General features: G+C 65.1%; 11 protein-coding genes and 4 pseudogenes. 7 read left to right on the forward strand and 8 right to left on the reverse strand.

All coding sequences use genetic code 11. The annotated features are described in order from the left end of the window. Positions 1-125 (reverse strand): annotated as a pseudogene (locus ASC48_RS20060) (IS3 family transposase); the annotation flags it as partial. A gap of 101 nt (positions 126-226) precedes the next feature. Between ASC48_RS20060 and nosZ the strand changes: the two are divergent. From nosZ to ASC48_RS19005, 6 genes are read left to right on the forward strand one after another with little or no spacing between them, the layout of a single operon-like run. Further along, positions 227-2101: a TAT-dependent nitrous-oxide reductase gene (nosZ, locus tag ASC48_RS18980; protein ID WP_279626063.1), complete on the forward strand. Its 1875-nt coding sequence runs from the start codon at positions 227-229 to the stop codon at positions 2099-2101. Position 2102: 1 nt separating this feature from the next. After that, positions 2103-3446, forward strand: a complete 1344-nt coding sequence (locus ASC48_RS18985; protein ID WP_055457237.1) for a nitrous oxide reductase family maturation protein NosD — start codon at positions 2103-2105, stop codon at positions 3444-3446. Beyond that, positions 3415-4338 carry an ABC transporter ATP-binding protein gene (locus tag ASC48_RS18990; protein WP_082440200.1) on the forward strand — a complete coding sequence of 308 codons (924 nt, stop codon included), beginning with the start codon at positions 3415-3417 and terminating at the stop codon, positions 4336-4338. Before ASC48_RS18985 ends, ASC48_RS18990 begins: the two co-directional genes overlap by 32 nt. After that, a complete protein-coding gene (locus tag ASC48_RS18995) occupies positions 4335-5156 on the forward strand; it encodes an ABC transporter permease (RefSeq protein WP_055457238.1) in 822 nt (273 codons plus the stop codon). The genes ASC48_RS18990 and ASC48_RS18995 overlap by 4 nt, the downstream gene beginning before the upstream one ends. Then, positions 5153-5746, forward strand: a complete 594-nt coding sequence (locus tag ASC48_RS19000; RefSeq protein WP_055457239.1) for a nitrous oxide reductase accessory protein NosL — start codon at positions 5153-5155, stop codon at positions 5744-5746. Before ASC48_RS18995 ends, ASC48_RS19000 begins: the two co-directional genes overlap by 4 nt. 13 nt (positions 5747-5759) lie before the next feature. Next, the gene (locus tag ASC48_RS19005) at positions 5760-6695 is read left to right on the forward strand and encodes an FAD:protein FMN transferase (RefSeq protein WP_082440201.1); all 936 of its coding nucleotides are present in this window, start codon (positions 5760-5762) and stop codon (positions 6693-6695) included. Between the two features lie 81 nt (positions 6696-6776). On the opposite strand, the gene ASC48_RS19010 is transcribed toward ASC48_RS19005, so the two are convergent. From ASC48_RS19010 to ASC48_RS19040, 7 genes and pseudogenes are all read right to left on the reverse strand, one after another. Next, on the reverse strand, positions 6777-7340 hold the full coding sequence (locus ASC48_RS19010) for a DUF2478 domain-containing protein (RefSeq protein ID WP_141659029.1): 564 nt from the start codon (positions 7338-7340) through the stop codon (positions 6777-6779). Further along, complete coding sequence (locus ASC48_RS19015; RefSeq protein WP_055457245.1) at positions 7337-7957, reverse strand: carbonic anhydrase; 621 nt, start codon at positions 7955-7957, stop codon at positions 7337-7339. Before ASC48_RS19015 ends, ASC48_RS19010 begins: the two co-directional genes overlap by 4 nt. Before the next feature lie 101 nt (positions 7958-8058). Continuing rightward, positions 8059-8856, reverse strand: a complete 798-nt coding sequence (locus ASC48_RS19020) for a peptidylprolyl isomerase (RefSeq protein ID WP_082440202.1) — start codon at positions 8854-8856, stop codon at positions 8059-8061. Between the two features lie 2 nt (positions 8857-8858). Next, on the reverse strand, positions 8859-9569 hold the full coding sequence (narI, locus tag ASC48_RS19025; protein WP_208975838.1) for a respiratory nitrate reductase subunit gamma: 711 nt from the start codon (positions 9567-9569) through the stop codon (positions 8859-8861). Next, complete coding sequence (gene narJ, locus ASC48_RS19030) at positions 9569-10276, reverse strand: nitrate reductase molybdenum cofactor assembly chaperone (RefSeq protein WP_208975837.1); 708 nt, start codon at positions 10274-10276, stop codon at positions 9569-9571. Before narJ ends, narI begins: the two co-directional genes overlap by 1 nt. Further along, a pseudogene (narH, locus tag ASC48_RS19035) lies at positions 10273-11795 on the reverse strand (nitrate reductase subunit beta). The gene narJ and the pseudogene narH overlap by 4 nt, the downstream one beginning before the upstream one ends. Next, positions 11792-13582 (reverse strand): annotated as a pseudogene (locus ASC48_RS19040) (molybdopterin dinucleotide binding domain-containing protein); the annotation flags it as partial. The pseudogenes ASC48_RS19040 and narH, both read right to left, overlap by 4 nt. Before the next feature lie 63 nt (positions 13583-13645). Here ASC48_RS19040 and ASC48_RS19045 point away from each other — a divergent pair. Next, positions 13646-13915, forward strand: a pseudogene (locus ASC48_RS19045) (transposase); the annotation flags it as partial. Between the last annotated feature and the right edge of the window lie 9 nt (positions 13916-13924).

The following is a 13924-nucleotide window of genomic DNA, read 5'->3' on the forward strand; positions in this document are numbered from 1 at the left end:
AACGTCAGCTCGGAAACGCCGATCTGGCGAACGGCATCCGCCATCGCCATGCCTTGGCCGCGCAAAACCTCAACCTGCCGAAGCTTCGTGACGATCTCGTCGGGCTTGTGTCGCTTGTTTGCCATTGTGGTCCTCCTTCAGGGTCAAAACCATACTTCAAGGTGGACCCGTTCAATGGGGGTGGATCACCACCGCCGCAGGCGGCGCGGCCCTTGGATCGGTGGCGGTGGGGGGCATTGCCCTGACGGCCGGCGGCACCGGCGCGCTGATGACCAGCACCGGCGAAGCGGCAGCCGCCTCCGGCAGCACGCAAAGCTGCGGCGCGGCCTCCGGCCATGTCGCGCCGGGTGAGCTCGACGAATATTACGGCTTCTGGTCCTCCGGCCAGACGGGCGAGCTGCGCATTCTGGGCATTCCGTCCATGCGCGAGCTGATCCGCGTGCCGGTGTTCAACCGCTGCTCGGCCACCGGCTGGGGCCAGACGAACGAGTCGCTCAAGGTCCTGACCGAGAACATGAGCGAGAAGACGAAGAAGTTCCTCGCCGCCAACGGCAAGAAGATCCACGACAACGGCGATCTGCACCACGTCCACATGTCCTTCACCGAGGGCAAGTATGACGGCCGCTTCCTGTTCATGAACGACAAGGCCAACACCCGCGTTGCCCGCGTGCGCTGCGACGTGATGCGGGCCGACAAGATCATCGAAATCCCCAATGCCAAGGCCATCCACGGCCTGCGCCCGCAGAAATGGCCGCGCACCAACTATGTCTTCTGCAATGGCGAAGACGAAGGCCCGATGATCAACGATGGCAAGATCCTCGATGATCCGTCCCAGTACGTGAACTTCTACACCGCCATCAATGCGGACGACATGACCATCGCCTGGCAAGTGATGGTGACCGGCAATCTCGACAACACCGATGCCGATTATGACGGCAAATACGCCTTCTCGACCTCCTACAACTCCGAAATGGGCACCACTCTGGCGGAAATGACCGCCTCCGACCGTGATCATGTGGTGGTGTTCAATCTGGCCGAGATCGAAAAGGGCATCGCTGCCGGTGACTATACCGAGCTGAACGGCGTCAAGGTCATCGACGGCCGCAAGGGCAAGAACAAGAAGTACACCCGCTACATCCCGATCCCGAACAATCCGCATGGCTGCAACATGGCCCCGGACAAGATCCACCTGTGCATCGGCGGCAAGCTGTCTCCGACCGTGACGGTGATCGATGTGCGCAAGCTGGACGCCCTGTTCGAGACGGATGCCGATCCGCGCTCGGCGGTGGTGGCCGAGCCGGAACTGGGCCTCGGGCCGCTTCACACCGCCTTCGACGGCAAGGGCAACGCCTATACGACGCTCTTCCTCGACAGCCAGGTCGTGTTCTGGAACATCGAAAAGGCTGTGCGCGCCTTTGCGGGCGAGAAGGTCGATCCGATCATCTCCAAGACGGATGTGCACTACCAGCCGGGCCACAACTCCACCTCCATGGGCGAAACGCTGGAGGCGGACGGCAAATACTACATCTCGATGAACAAGTTCTCCAAGGACCGCTACATCAATGTCGGCCCGCTGAAGCCGGAGAACGAGCAGCTCTTTGCCATCGACGGCGGCAAGCTGACGCTCATTCATGACGGGCCGACCTTCGCCGAACCGCATGACTCCATCGTCGTGCACCGCTCCGTGGTGAACCCGGTGCATGTGTGGGACCGCAACGATCCGTTCTTTGCCGATGCCCGCAAGCAGGCCGAGGCCGATGGCGTGGACATCGACTACGCCGCCGACGTGATCCGCGACGGCAACAAGGTGCGCGTCTACATGCACTCGGTTGCCCCGGCCTTCAGCCTGGAAAGCTTCACCGTGAAGGAAGGCGATGAGGTGACCGTCTATGTGACCAACATGGACGACATCGAGGATCTGACCCACGGTTTCTGCCTGGGGGACCACGGTATCGCCATGGAAGTGGCGCCGCAGGCGACCGCATCGGTGACCTTCACCGCCGCCAAGCCGGGTGTCTACTGGTACTACTGCCAGTGGTTCTGCCATGCGCTGCACATGGAAATGCGCGGCCGCATGTTCGTCGAACCGAAGGAGGCTTGAGATGCAGCGCGTCCCGGTACTCCTCCTGCTGGCGTTCTGTCTCGCTGCTGCCCTTCCGGCGGCAGCGGAAACGCGGCAGGTTGCTCCCGTGCCGGGCGCGCTGGCGCAGGCAATTGCCAGGGCAAGCCCCGGCGATATCCTCGTGCTGGAGCCGGGAGACCATCCCGGCCCAGTCACGCTGAACTTCCCCCTGACGCTGCAAGGCAAGCCAGGCGCCCGCCTGACCGGCGACGGCACCGGCAACACGGTCACCATCACGGGCCCGGATGTGACGGTCAAAGGCCTTGCCATCAGCGGCTCGGGCGACGATGCCACGGCAATCAGCAGCGGCATTTTCGTGGCCGGAACCGCCAGCAACGCCCGGATCGCGAACAATCATCTGACGGGCAATCTGCACGGCATCACCCTGCATGGCGCGGCGGACAGCCTTGTCACCGGCAACCGTATCGACGGACGGCAGAGCGGCCGTGTCAATGACCGGGGCAACGGCATCTATGTGTGGAACGCTCCGGGCACCATCGTGGAAGGCAATGACATCCGCTGGGGGCGGGACGGCATCTTCGCCAATGCCTCGAAGCAGAACATCTTCCGCAACAACCGCATGCGGGATCTGCGCTTTGCGGTCCATTACATGTACACCAACAACAGCGAAATCTCGGGCAATGTCTCCATCGGCAACACGCTCGGCTTTGCGCTGATGTTCTCCAACAGGATCACGGTGACGGACAACCAGTCGCTGGCCGACCGGCGCCACGGGCTGATGCTGAACTATGCCAACAATGCGGTGGTCTCCGGCAATCTGGTGCGCGGCGGACGGGCGGAGAAATGCACCTTCATCTACAACGCCCACAAGAACCGCATTTCCGGCAACCGCTTCGAGGGCTGCGAGACAGGCATCCACTTCACCGCCGGATCGGAGCGCAACGTCATCACCGGCAATGCCTTCATCGGCAACCGCAATCAGGTGAAATATGTCGGCACGCGGCATGTGGAATGGAGCGAGGCGGGCCGGGGCAACTACTGGTCCGACCACACTGCCTTTGACCTCAACGGCGACGGCATCGCCGACAGCGTGTTCCGCCCCAATGACCTGATGGATCACATCCTTTGGTCCCAGCCGGCCGCCAAGCTGCTGCTCGGCTCCCCGGCGGTGCAGCTGGTGCGCTGGAGTCAGGAATCCTTCCCCGCCATCCTGCCCGGCGGTGTCACCGACAGTGCGCCGCTGACCCGGCCCTTTTCCATTCCCGTGAGCGCAGAAAACGCCGCGCTCGAACAGCGCGCGCTTGAAGCCGCAAGCCAGAGACAGCAAGCCGATGACGATCCTGAAGATCTCGCAGCTCACTAAGACCTTCGGGTCCTTGACCGCCCTTGCCGCCGCCGGTCTTGGCGTGGCGCGGGGCGAGCGAGTGGCCCTGATCGGCCACAATGGCGCGGGCAAATCGACCCTGATGAAGATCGTGCTCGGGCTGCTGCCTGCAGACAGCGGCACGGTGACGGTCAATGGCCACCGCCCCGGCAGTCAGGAGGCGCGGGAGGTGACGGCCTATCTGCCGGAGAACGCCGCCTTTCATCCGGCGCTGACCGGGCGCGAGCAGATCAGCCTCTATCTGCGCCTGCGCGGCGAGCCGGCCGCCAAGGCCCCTGCCCTGCTGGAGCGGGTGGGGCTGGCGCAGGCGATGAACCGGCGCATCGGCACCTATTCCAAGGGCATGCGCCAGCGTGTCGGCCTCGCACAGGCGCTGATCGGGCGGCCGCAGCTGATGGTGCTGGACGAGCCGACCAGCGGACTTGACCCGCTGTCACGGCAGGAGTTCTACGCCATCCTGGACGAACTGGCACGGGAAGGCACGGCCATCCTCCACTCCTCCCACGCCCTGACCGAAGTCGAAGCGCGGACGGACCGGATCGCCATCCTCTCGCAAGGGCGGCTGATGGCCCATGACACGCTGTCGGCCCTGCGGCTCTCCGCCCGCCTGCCGGTGCGCTTCCATCTCACCCTTGCGCCCGGTCAGCGGGACGCGGTCACGGCTGCGCTGGCTGAAAGGCTGGCAGAGGGGGAGATGGCCGCCGCAGCAGCGACCGGCAGCGCGCGGCTCGATCTTTCCTGCGCGCCGGAGCGCAAGCTCGCCGTGCTGCGGGCCGTGACGGAGCTTGGCTCCCTCATCGAGGATGTGGAGATCATCCCGCCCAGCCTTGAGGACATCTACACCCATTTCAGCAAGAGGAGCGAAGGATGAGCCGCCTTCCCGCCACCGCTTCGGCGGAATTCCGCATCGCCCTGCGCAACCGCTGGGTCGCGGTCGCCATGGCCATCATGGTGCTCTTTGCCGCCGTTCTCTCGGCGGCAGGCTCCGCCCCGATGGGAGAGCTGGGCGCGGACAGGCTCAGCGTCACCGTCGCCAGCCTCACCTCGCTCGGCGTCTATCTGGTGCCGCTGATCGCCCTGCTCATGTCCTTTGATGCCATTGCCGGAGAGGTGGAGCGTGGCACGCTGGCCCTGGTGCTCGCCTATCCGGTCAAGCGCTGGCAGCTGGTGGCAGGCAAGTTCGCCGCCCATCTCGTCATCCTCGCGCTCGCCGTCGTTGCGGGCTACGGCATCGCCGCTGCCATGGCCTTTTCCGGCGGAGCGGACGCCGTGCGAGGCCTTCCCGCCCTGTGGCGGCTGACCTGGACATCGCTGCTGCTGGGCGCGGTGTTCCTCGGCGCCGGTTACACGGTGTCAGCACTGGCCCGGCGGCCTGGCACGGCGGCCTCTCTGGTCATCGCCCTGTGGCTCGTCATGATCGTGCTCTACGATCTGGCACTGCTGGCCGGTGTTGCCGCAGATGGCGGCGGCTATTTCACCACCCGCATCTTCCCGCTGGCGCTGCTGGCAAACCCCGCCGATGCCTTCCGGCTGTTCAACCTCGCAGCATCCGAGGCCACCGCCGCCGCCTCCGGCATCAGCGGTGCAGCGGACGCCATTCCCCCGGCCCAGCCGCTTCTCTCCCTCGTACTCTGGGCCTTGGCCGCCTTTGCCGCGGCCATCGCCGCCTTCCGGAGGATCACCCCATGACCCGCCAGACATGTTCCCGCCAGACATGTTCCCGCCCGCGCCTGCAGTTTGCCCTCCTGCCGCTCGCCCTGCTTCTGGCGGCCTGCCAGCCGGAAGCCACCACCCAGCGGCCGGAGCCGGTGGCGATGACGGCCGCCTCGCTCGGCCATTATTGCCAGATGAATCTGCTGGAGCATCCCGGACCCAAGGCGCAGGTGCATCTGGCGGGCATGGACGGCAAGCCGCTGTTCTTCAGTCAGGTCCGCGATGCCATCGCCTATCAGCGCATGCCCGAGCAGAGTGGCATCATCACCGCCATCTATGTAAGCGACATGGGCAAGGCCGAAAGCTGGGACGAGCCGGGCGCGGACAACTGGATAGCCGCTGATGCCGCCATCTATGTCGCCGGCGCCACGGTGCAGGGCGGCATGGGCGCGCCGGAACTGGTGCCCTTTGCCAGCCGCGAGAAGGCCCAAGCCTTTGCGGCCGGGCATGGCGGTCAGCTGGTAACGCTCAAGGATATCCCGGACGAAGAAATTCTGGCGCCGGTGGAATTTGCGACGGACGCGGACGGCAACTTCCAGCCGCCGGAAAATGCAACGCTGAACTGAAGGAGACGGGATCATGACCGCCCTGTCACGCCGCCGCTTTCTCACCATCTCCGCCTGCGCCTTTTCTGCCGCCACCCTTGCGGCACATCCGGCGCTGGCCGCAGCCTCGCCCATGCCGGTCAGCACCTGGCGCGGCACGGCGCTTGGCAGCGCCGCCCGCATCACGCTGGCCCATCCGCAGGCAGACAGCCTGTTCGCGGGTATCGAAGCGGAACTGAACCGGCTGGAGAACATCTTCAGCCTCTACAGGTCCGGCAGCGCCCTTTCCCGCCTCAACCGCGACGGCGTCCTGAGGAACCCCGCGCCGGAGCTGCTGGAATGCCTGAGCATTGCTGGTGCGGTATGGCGGGCGACGGACGGTGCCTTCGACCCCACGGTGCAGCCGCTCTGGGCCGCCTATGCGCAGGCCTCGGTTGAAGGCAGAGCACCGGATGCAGACGAATTGGCGCAGCGCCTTGCCCTCACCGGCTGGCCGCTGGTGGAGCTGGAGGCAGATGCCATACGCCTGACACGCAAGGGCGCGGGCCTCACCCTCAACGGCATCGCCCAGGGCTATATCGCCGACCGGATCGCGGCATGGCTGAGCGCTGAAGGCCTGACGGACATTCTGATCGACACCGGCGAAATCCGTGCGCTTGGCGGACAACCCCGCGGCGGGGATTGGGACGTAACGCTGGCAGGCGGGCGGGGATCGCACAAGCTGCGGGACCGTGCCCTCGCCACATCCGCACCGCTGGGCACCACCTTCGATCAGGCAGGCACCACGGGACATATTCTTGACCCGCGCAGCGGCCTGCCCGCCCGGCAGGGCTGGACACAGGTCAGCGTCACTGCCCCAACCGCAGCTCTGGCCGACGCGCTTTCCACTGCCTTCTGCCTGATGACGCGGCAGGAGATTGATACCGCGCTGGCGGCCGTGCCGCAGGCGGGCCTCGTCAGTCTGAGCTGACGAGGCCCGCCTGCGGCACCGCCCTGTTTTCACACGCGGATCATCTGCCTGACCGGTATTCTGTGCTGAATGCCTTTAGCCTCAGGCTGGTTCTGCAACGGCCCCGCTGAGCTGCGCCTCGCGAGAGGCCGAAAGAACCCACTCCACCACGGCCTCAACGTCGCAGGGCAGACGCGTGGCAAGGCCGTCGGCGAAGGCCTCAAAGGCTGGCAGGTTGAGACCATTGACGCCGGTGACGACCGGGCACGCGGCTGCCAGATGCCCGGCGATGAGATCGCGGAAGCCCCTGCCCTCGCCCTCCTGCCTGCCGAACTTGTTAAGCAGGAAGGCCCCGGCTGGCTCTTCGGCACAGGAGAGCTGCACCTGCATCACCACCTCCTCAAGCGCTGCCGGGTCCAGCCGGCAGCCCCGCGAATGGCGGCCCAACTTCTGCGAGATGCAGATCTGCGGCCCATCGGGCAGCACCAGCAGGTCGGTTTCGCACGGATGGCCAGCCTCTACAGCGGAGGGCAGGGCCACTGTTCCAGCAAGCCTCACCCCCGCCGCCTTGAGGCGGACAGAGGCTTCCAGCAGGACCGGGTCAACGGACCCGGCTTCCTCTGCGAGGATATAGGCGAGCGGAAAATCCATCACGGCCTCCCTCATGACGACACCTCCTGTGCGGCGGACTGCAAGGGAACCTGCTGCGGGCGGGCCATGGAGCAGTGAAGATCGCGCAAGAGCCCGTCCGACAGATCATAGATCAGGCCATGGATGGCGATATCCTCGCCCCGGGCCCAGGCCCGCTGCAGGATCGGCGTTTCGGCAACGCGGCGCACGCCTTCGATGACGTTATATTCCGCCAGCCGGTCGCGCCGGGCGGCAAGGTCCGGCTCGCAGGCAAGGTCCAGCGCATGCAACCGCTCCAGCCGCCGGACCGGTTCCAGCCAGTGGTCAGCCAGCCCGTGCGGCAGATCCTCTGTCGCCGCCCGCACGCCGCCGCAGCCATAGTGGCCGCAGATGATGATCTGGCGGATCGACAGGGCTTCCACGGCAAATTCCAGTGTGCTCAGGAGATTCATGTCGGAGGAATGAACCACATTGGCAACGTTGCGGTGGACGAAAACCTCGCCCGGATCAAGCCCCGCCACCACATTGGCCGGAACGCGGCTGTCGGAACAGCCGATCCAGAAGAACTCGGGCGCCTGATGGCTGGCGAGGCGGGCAAAGTAGCCCGGCTCTGCCGCCTGCCGCTGGGCCGACCAGACCCGGTTGCGCGCCATCAGCGCCTCAAGCGCCACGGCCGGAGGGTGGGCTGACCCGCCGCAGCAGCCGCAGCCATTCCCCTGACTGCCGGCAGGCGGGAGGGGTTCGGACTGGCCCATCAGCTTTCCTCCATGGCAATGCCTTCGATCCGCGCCGCGCTGACAAGCTGCGCAACGAGATCGCGCGAGGCCCGCGCCCAGGCCGCCCGCTCCAGCGCTTCTGCGATGACAGGCCGGACCGTGGAAAAGGGCAGAGGCTGGCCCGGTGCATGGGCATGGACCTTGATGATGTGAAAGCCGAAACGGCTCGCCACCGGCTCCCGCGACAGACCGCCCTCCGGCACAGCTGCCAGCGCGGCCTCGAATTCCGGCACCATCTGGCCGGTGGCGATCTGACCCAGGGCGCCGCCCGCCTCACGCGAGCCGCAGTCGCTTTCGCTCCGCGCCAGCACAGCGAAGGCCTCCGGTTCGCGCTCCAGCCGGGCAAGGATCTGCCCGGCCCGTTCTTCCGCCGCCGCCCGTGCCTTGGCATCAGAGGGAGCGGCGGCACACAGGATATGCGAGGCATCCCAGAGATCCGGCGAGCGGTAGCGCTCCGGATGCGCCTGCCATTCGGCCATCACTTCGGCTTCGGATGGCGGGGCCACATCCAGCGCTACGTCGAGAAGGCTACGGATGCGGGCCTCTTCCTCCGTTTCGCGGCGGGCGCCGCCAAGATCTTCCGGCTCGGCGGCAACGCCGCGCCGCAGGGCTTCGTCCAGCAGCAGCTGGCGGATGGCGAGCGCCCTTGCGGCGGCGCGCCAGGCATCTCCCGGACGCCCTGAGGCGGCCGGATGGTTCTGCGCTTCAGCCGCAATGCGGATGGTGGGAATGACGGTTCCGTTGACCGTGATGACGGGGGCGGCAACGCTGGCCATGGTCATTCTCCCGGCACATGGGCGGACTGGCGGCGCGAGCGCACCACCTGATAGCCCGGCCGCCACAGATAGCGCACCGGCGCGGACAGCATGTGCACCAGACGGGTGAAGGGGAAGAGCAGGAAGATGGTCAGCCCCAGTGCCAGATGCAGCTTGAAGATCCAGGTCACATCCGAAATATGCGCCGCAGCATTCGCCTCGAAGGTGAAGATGCCCTGTGCCCAGGCCATGAACTTCGTCATCTCGTGCCCGTCCAGATGCTGCAGCGAGACGAAGATGGTGCCAAGTCCCAGCAGCAGCTGGGCCATGAGCAGGATCAGGATGCCCGTGTCGGCGAAGCTGGAATTGGCGGCGATGCGCGGGTCCATCAGCCGCCGGTGCAGCAGCATCAGGCCACCTGCAAGCGCCATGACACCAGCCACACCACCGGCCACCACGGCCAGGATCTGCTTGGCGCCGTGGCTGATGCCGAGCGCATCAAAGATCCAGATCGGCGTCAGCAGGCCAAAGAGATGGCCGAAGAAGATGACCAGCACGCCCACATGGAACAGCACCGAACCGATGACCAGCTGCCTGCGGCGCAGAAGCTGGCTGGACGAGCTTTTCCAGGTAAAGGGATCGCGCTCATAGCGGGCGATAGAGCCAATGGCGAGCACCGACAGGGCGATATAGGGAAAGATGCCGAAGACAAAATTGTGCATGTGAGCCTCCATCATCCGGCAGCGCCAGCCTCTGCGGGCCGGGCCGGTTGATCCATACGGGAGAGCATGTCGCGGACCTGCGGACAGCCTGCATTGGGGTCCGGGCCGAAGGTGACCTGCGTTTCCTCCCAGACCGCATCAAGGGTTGCGAGATCCTGCGGGTCATCCTCGGGCGCCGCCATCAGCGCCTCGACGGTTTCGGCTGCCGCGGCCGTGCCGGACAGGGCCTCAAGCGCGGCAAAAACGGCTGCATAGGGGCTTTCGCGGCCCGACAGGCGGCGCTGCAGCACCGCCAGGACCGGAGCGGCATCGGTAAGGATGGCGCGTGCTTCCGCAGCAGGCTGGGCCGCCAGGAACTCCAGCAGAACCGGCAGGTGATCGGGCAGTTCGCCCGTCACCGGCTCGAAGCCGCCAGCCCGGTAGGTCTCCAGCAGATCCACCATGGCGCTGCCCCGGTCGCGGCTTTCGCCGTGCACATGCTCGAACAGGTTCAGCGACAGGCTGCGGCTGCGGTCGAAGAGCCCGACATAGGTCTCCTGCAGGTCATAGATGTCACCCTCTGCCAGTCCGCCGCACAGGGCGGCGAGCTGGCGCCGGACAAGGGCGGTGAGGCGGCTGTCTGCCACCAGTAACGCTGTAATCTCCGGCATTGCGGCCTGAAGCTCCGTGGAAGGATAGGTCAGGAGGAGCGAGAGGGCTTTCAGGGAACGGTCCATCATTGCACCTCCTCCGGCATGCGCAAGGGGCGCTTGGACGCGCCGAAGAGCGAGGTCTTCGAGATGCCCGTGGAGCAGCCGTTGCCATCGGTGAAGCCACAGCCGCCCTTGAGGTCATAGGCCTCTTCCACCTGTTCGCGGTGGGTGGTGGGGATGACGAAACGGTCCTCGTAGTCGGCGATGGCCATGATCTTGTACATTTTCTCGATCATGGCGGCGGAGAGGCCCACCTTTTCCGCGATGCCCTCATCGATGATGCCGTCGATGGTCTTGGCCCGCATATAGGCGCGCATGGCCAGCATCCGCTCCAGCGCCTGCACCACCGGCGCCTCGTCGCCCGCCGTCAGCATGTTGGCGAGGTAGCGCACGGGGATGCGCAGGGAGCGCACGTCCGGCATTTCGCCATCCTTGCCGATCTTGCCAGCCTGAGCGGCGTTCTGGATCGGAGAGAGCGGCGGGATGTACCAGACCATCGGCAGGGTGCGGTATTCCGGGTGGAGCGGGAAGGCCACCTTCCAGTCCATCGCCATCTTCCAAACCGGGCTTTCCTGCGCAGCCTTGATCCAGTCCTCCGGAATGCCGGCCTTGCGTGCTTCGGCGATCACCGCAGGGTCATTGGGATCAAGGAAGACGCCGAGCTGGGCATCGTAGAGATCCTGCTCGTTCTCCACGGAAGCTGCTTCGAGGATGCGGTCCGCGTCATACAGCATCACGCCGATGTAGCGGATGCGGCCGACGCAGGTTTCCGAGCAGATGGTCGGATTGCCGCTTTCGATGCGCGGATAGCACAGGGGCACTTCTCCGACTTGCCGGTGGACCAGTTGTAATAGACCTTCTTGTAGGGACAGCCGGAGACGCACATGCGCCAGCCGCGGCACTTTTCCTGATCGATCAGGACGATGCCGTCTTCCTCGCGCTTGTAGATCGCGCCCGAGGGGCAGGACGCCGCGCAGGCCGGATTGAGGCAATGCTCGCACAGGCGCGGCAGATACATCATGAAGGTGTTCTCGTACTCGCCGTAGATCTCCTTCTGCACGCCCTCGAAATTGTAGTCCTTGCTGCGCTTGGAGAATTCACCGCCGAGGATTTCCTCCCAGTTCGGCCCCTTCTCGATCTTCTCCATCCGCTCGCCGGTGATCTTCGAGCGCGGGCGGGCGGTGGGGAAGGCCTTCATTTCCGGCGCGGACTTCAGGTGGTCGTAGTCGAAATCGAAGGGCTCGTAATAGTCATCGATCTCCGGCAGGTCCGGGTTGGCGAAGATATTGGCGAGGATGCGCCACTTCGCCCCCTGCTTGGGCTGCAGCTTGCCGGAGCGGCTGCGGGTCCAGCCGCCGTTCCAGCGCTTCTGGTTTTCCCAGTCGGCCGGATAACCGGTGCCGGGCTTGGTTTCCACGTTGTTGAACCAGGCGTATTCAACGCCGTCGCGGGTGGTCCAGACGTTCTTGCAGGTGACGGAACAGGTGTGGCACCCGATGCACTTGTCGAGGTTCAGCACCATGCCGATTTGAGCGCGAATTTTCATTCCGCAGCCTCCTTGTGGATGGCAGTTGCGCTGGCGGGTTCGTCAAGCCAGTCGACCTTGTTCATCTTGCGGACGATGACGAACTCGTCCCGGTTCGAGCCGACGGTGCCGTAATAATTGAAGCCGTAGCTCTGCTGGGCGTAGCCGCCGATCATGTGGGTGGGCTTGAGCGTGGCCCGGGTGACCGAGTTATGGATGCCGCCGCGCAGGCCGGTCTTCTCCGAGCCCGGCGTGTTCACGATCTTCTCCTGGGCGTGATACATGAAGAGCGTGCCGTCCTTCATGCGCTGGGAGACGACCGCCCGGGCCGTCAGTGCCCCGTTGGAGTTGTAGACCTCGACCCAGTCATTGTCGGCGATGCCCGCCTTCTTCGCATCGCGCTCCGACAGCCAGACCACCGGGCCGCCGCGGTTCAGCGTCAGCATCAGCAGGTTGTCGGAATAGGTGGAGTGGATGCCCCACTTCTGATGCGGCGTGATGAAGTTCAGCACGATATGCGGGCGGCCATCGCGGGCGCTGTCATTCACCTCCGGAGTGATGGTCTTCAGGTCCACCGGCGGCCGGTACTGGCAGAAGCCCTCACCGAAGGCGCGCATCCACAGGTGATCCTGATAGAGCTGCTGACGGCCGGTCAGCGTGCGCCAGGGGATCAGCTCATGCACGTTGGTATAGCCGGCGTTGTAGCAGACCTCCTCGCTCTCGATGCCCGACCAGGTGGGCGAGGAGATGATCTTGCGCGGCTGGGCGGCGATGTCGCGGAAGCGGATCTTCTCGTCTTCCTTCTTCGCCGCCAGATGCGCATGCTCGCGGCCAGTGGCCTTGGACAGGGCTTCCCAGGCCTTCACAGCCACTTCGCCATTGGTCTCCGGCGCCAGCATCAGGATCACTTCGCATGCGTCGATGGCGGTGTCGATGCGGGCAAGGCCCTTGGCCGTGCCGTCCCGGTGCTCGCCGTTCAGCGCCTTGAGGTGATGCACCTCGTGCCTGGTATCCCAGGCAATGCCCTTGCCGCCGTTGCCCGCCTTTTCCATAAGGGGGCCAAGGGCAGTGAAGCGGTCGTAGATGGCGGTGTAGTCACGTTCCACGGCGATATAGGCCGGAGCCGTCCTGCCGGGGATGAGATCACATTCGCCCTTCTTCCAGTCCCGCACATCGGTCTGGGCAAGTTCCGCCGCCGTGTCATGCAGCAGCGGCAGGGCCACCACATCGGTTTCCTTGCCAAGAACCTCCGGCGCGACCTCCTGGAACTTCTTCGCGATGGACTTGAAGATTTCCCAGTCGGAACGGCTTTCATAGGCCGGATCCACCGCTGCCTGCAGCGGATGGATGAAGGGATGCATGTCCGAGGTGTTCAGATCGTCCTTCTCGTACCAGGAGGCCGTCGGCAGCACGATGTCGGAATAGACCGCCGTCGTCGACATGCGGAAGTCGATGCAGACGAGAAGGTCGAGCTTGCCCTTTGGCGCCTCGCCGTGCCAGACGGCTTCCACCGGCTTGACGCCCCCTTCCTCGCCCAGATCCTTACCGAGCACGCCGTGATCGGTGCCCAGAAGGTGTTTGAGGAAATATTCATGCCCCTTGCCGCTGGAGCCCAGCAGGTTGGATCGCCAGACGAAGAGGTTGCGCGGCCAGTTTTCCGGGGCATCCGGGTCCTCGCAGGACATTTGCAGCGAGCCATCCTTGAGGCCCCGCGCCACATAGTCCTTTGCTTCCATGCCCTCCGCCTTGGCAGCACGGCCCACCTCCAGCGGGTTCTGCTTCAGCTGCGGGGCAGACGGCAGCCAGCCTGATCCACCCCCATTGAACGGGTCCACCTTGAAGTATGGTTTTGACCCTGAAGGAGGACCACAATGGCAAACAAGCGACACAAGCCCGACGAGATCGTCACGAAGCTTCGGCAGGTTGAGGTTTTGCGCGGCCAAGGCATGGCGATGGCGGATGCCGTTCGCCAGATCGGCGTTTCCGAGCTGACGTTCTACCGGTGGCGTAAGCAATATGGCGGCATGAGCCGTGACCAGCTTCGGCAGTTGAAGGATCTCCAGAAGGAGAACGAACGGCTTCGCAAGGCGGTGGCGGATCTGACGCTGGACAAGCTGATCCTGACGGAGGCTGCGCGGGGAAACTTCTGA

The sequence above is a fragment of the Pannonibacter indicus genome (assembly GCF_001418225.1).
Classification (GTDB): Bacteria; Pseudomonadota; Alphaproteobacteria; order Rhizobiales; family Stappiaceae; genus Pannonibacter; species Pannonibacter indicus.

Coding starts and splice junctions, on each gene's coding strand:
- ASC48_RS19015 (WP_055457245.1), bottom strand. CDS start 7,957: ATGGCGCGCAACCGGGTCTGGTCGGCCCAGCGGCAGGCGGCAGAGCCG.
- narI (WP_208975838.1), bottom strand. CDS start 9,569: ATGGAGGCTCACATGCACAATTTTGTCTTCGGCATCTTTCCCTATATC.
- ASC48_RS19020 (WP_082440202.1), bottom strand. CDS start 8,856: ATGGCCAGCGTTGCCGCCCCCGTCATCACGGTCAACGGAACCGTCATT.
- ASC48_RS19010 (WP_141659029.1), bottom strand. CDS start 7,340: ATGAGGGAGGCCGTGATGGATTTTCCGCTCGCCTATATCCTCGCAGAG.
- ASC48_RS18995 (WP_055457238.1), top strand. CDS start 4,335: ATGAGCCGCCTTCCCGCCACCGCTTCGGCGGAATTCCGCATCGCCCTG.
- ASC48_RS19005 (WP_082440201.1), top strand. CDS start 5,760: ATGACCGCCCTGTCACGCCGCCGCTTTCTCACCATCTCCGCCTGCGCC.
- ASC48_RS19000 (WP_055457239.1), top strand. CDS start 5,153: ATGACCCGCCAGACATGTTCCCGCCAGACATGTTCCCGCCCGCGCCTG.
- ASC48_RS18990 (WP_082440200.1), top strand. CDS start 3,415: ATGACGATCCTGAAGATCTCGCAGCTCACTAAGACCTTCGGGTCCTTG.
- narJ (WP_208975837.1), bottom strand. CDS start 10,276: ATGATGGACCGTTCCCTGAAAGCCCTCTCGCTCCTCCTGACCTATCCT.
- ASC48_RS18985 (WP_055457237.1), top strand. CDS start 2,103: ATGCAGCGCGTCCCGGTACTCCTCCTGCTGGCGTTCTGTCTCGCTGCT.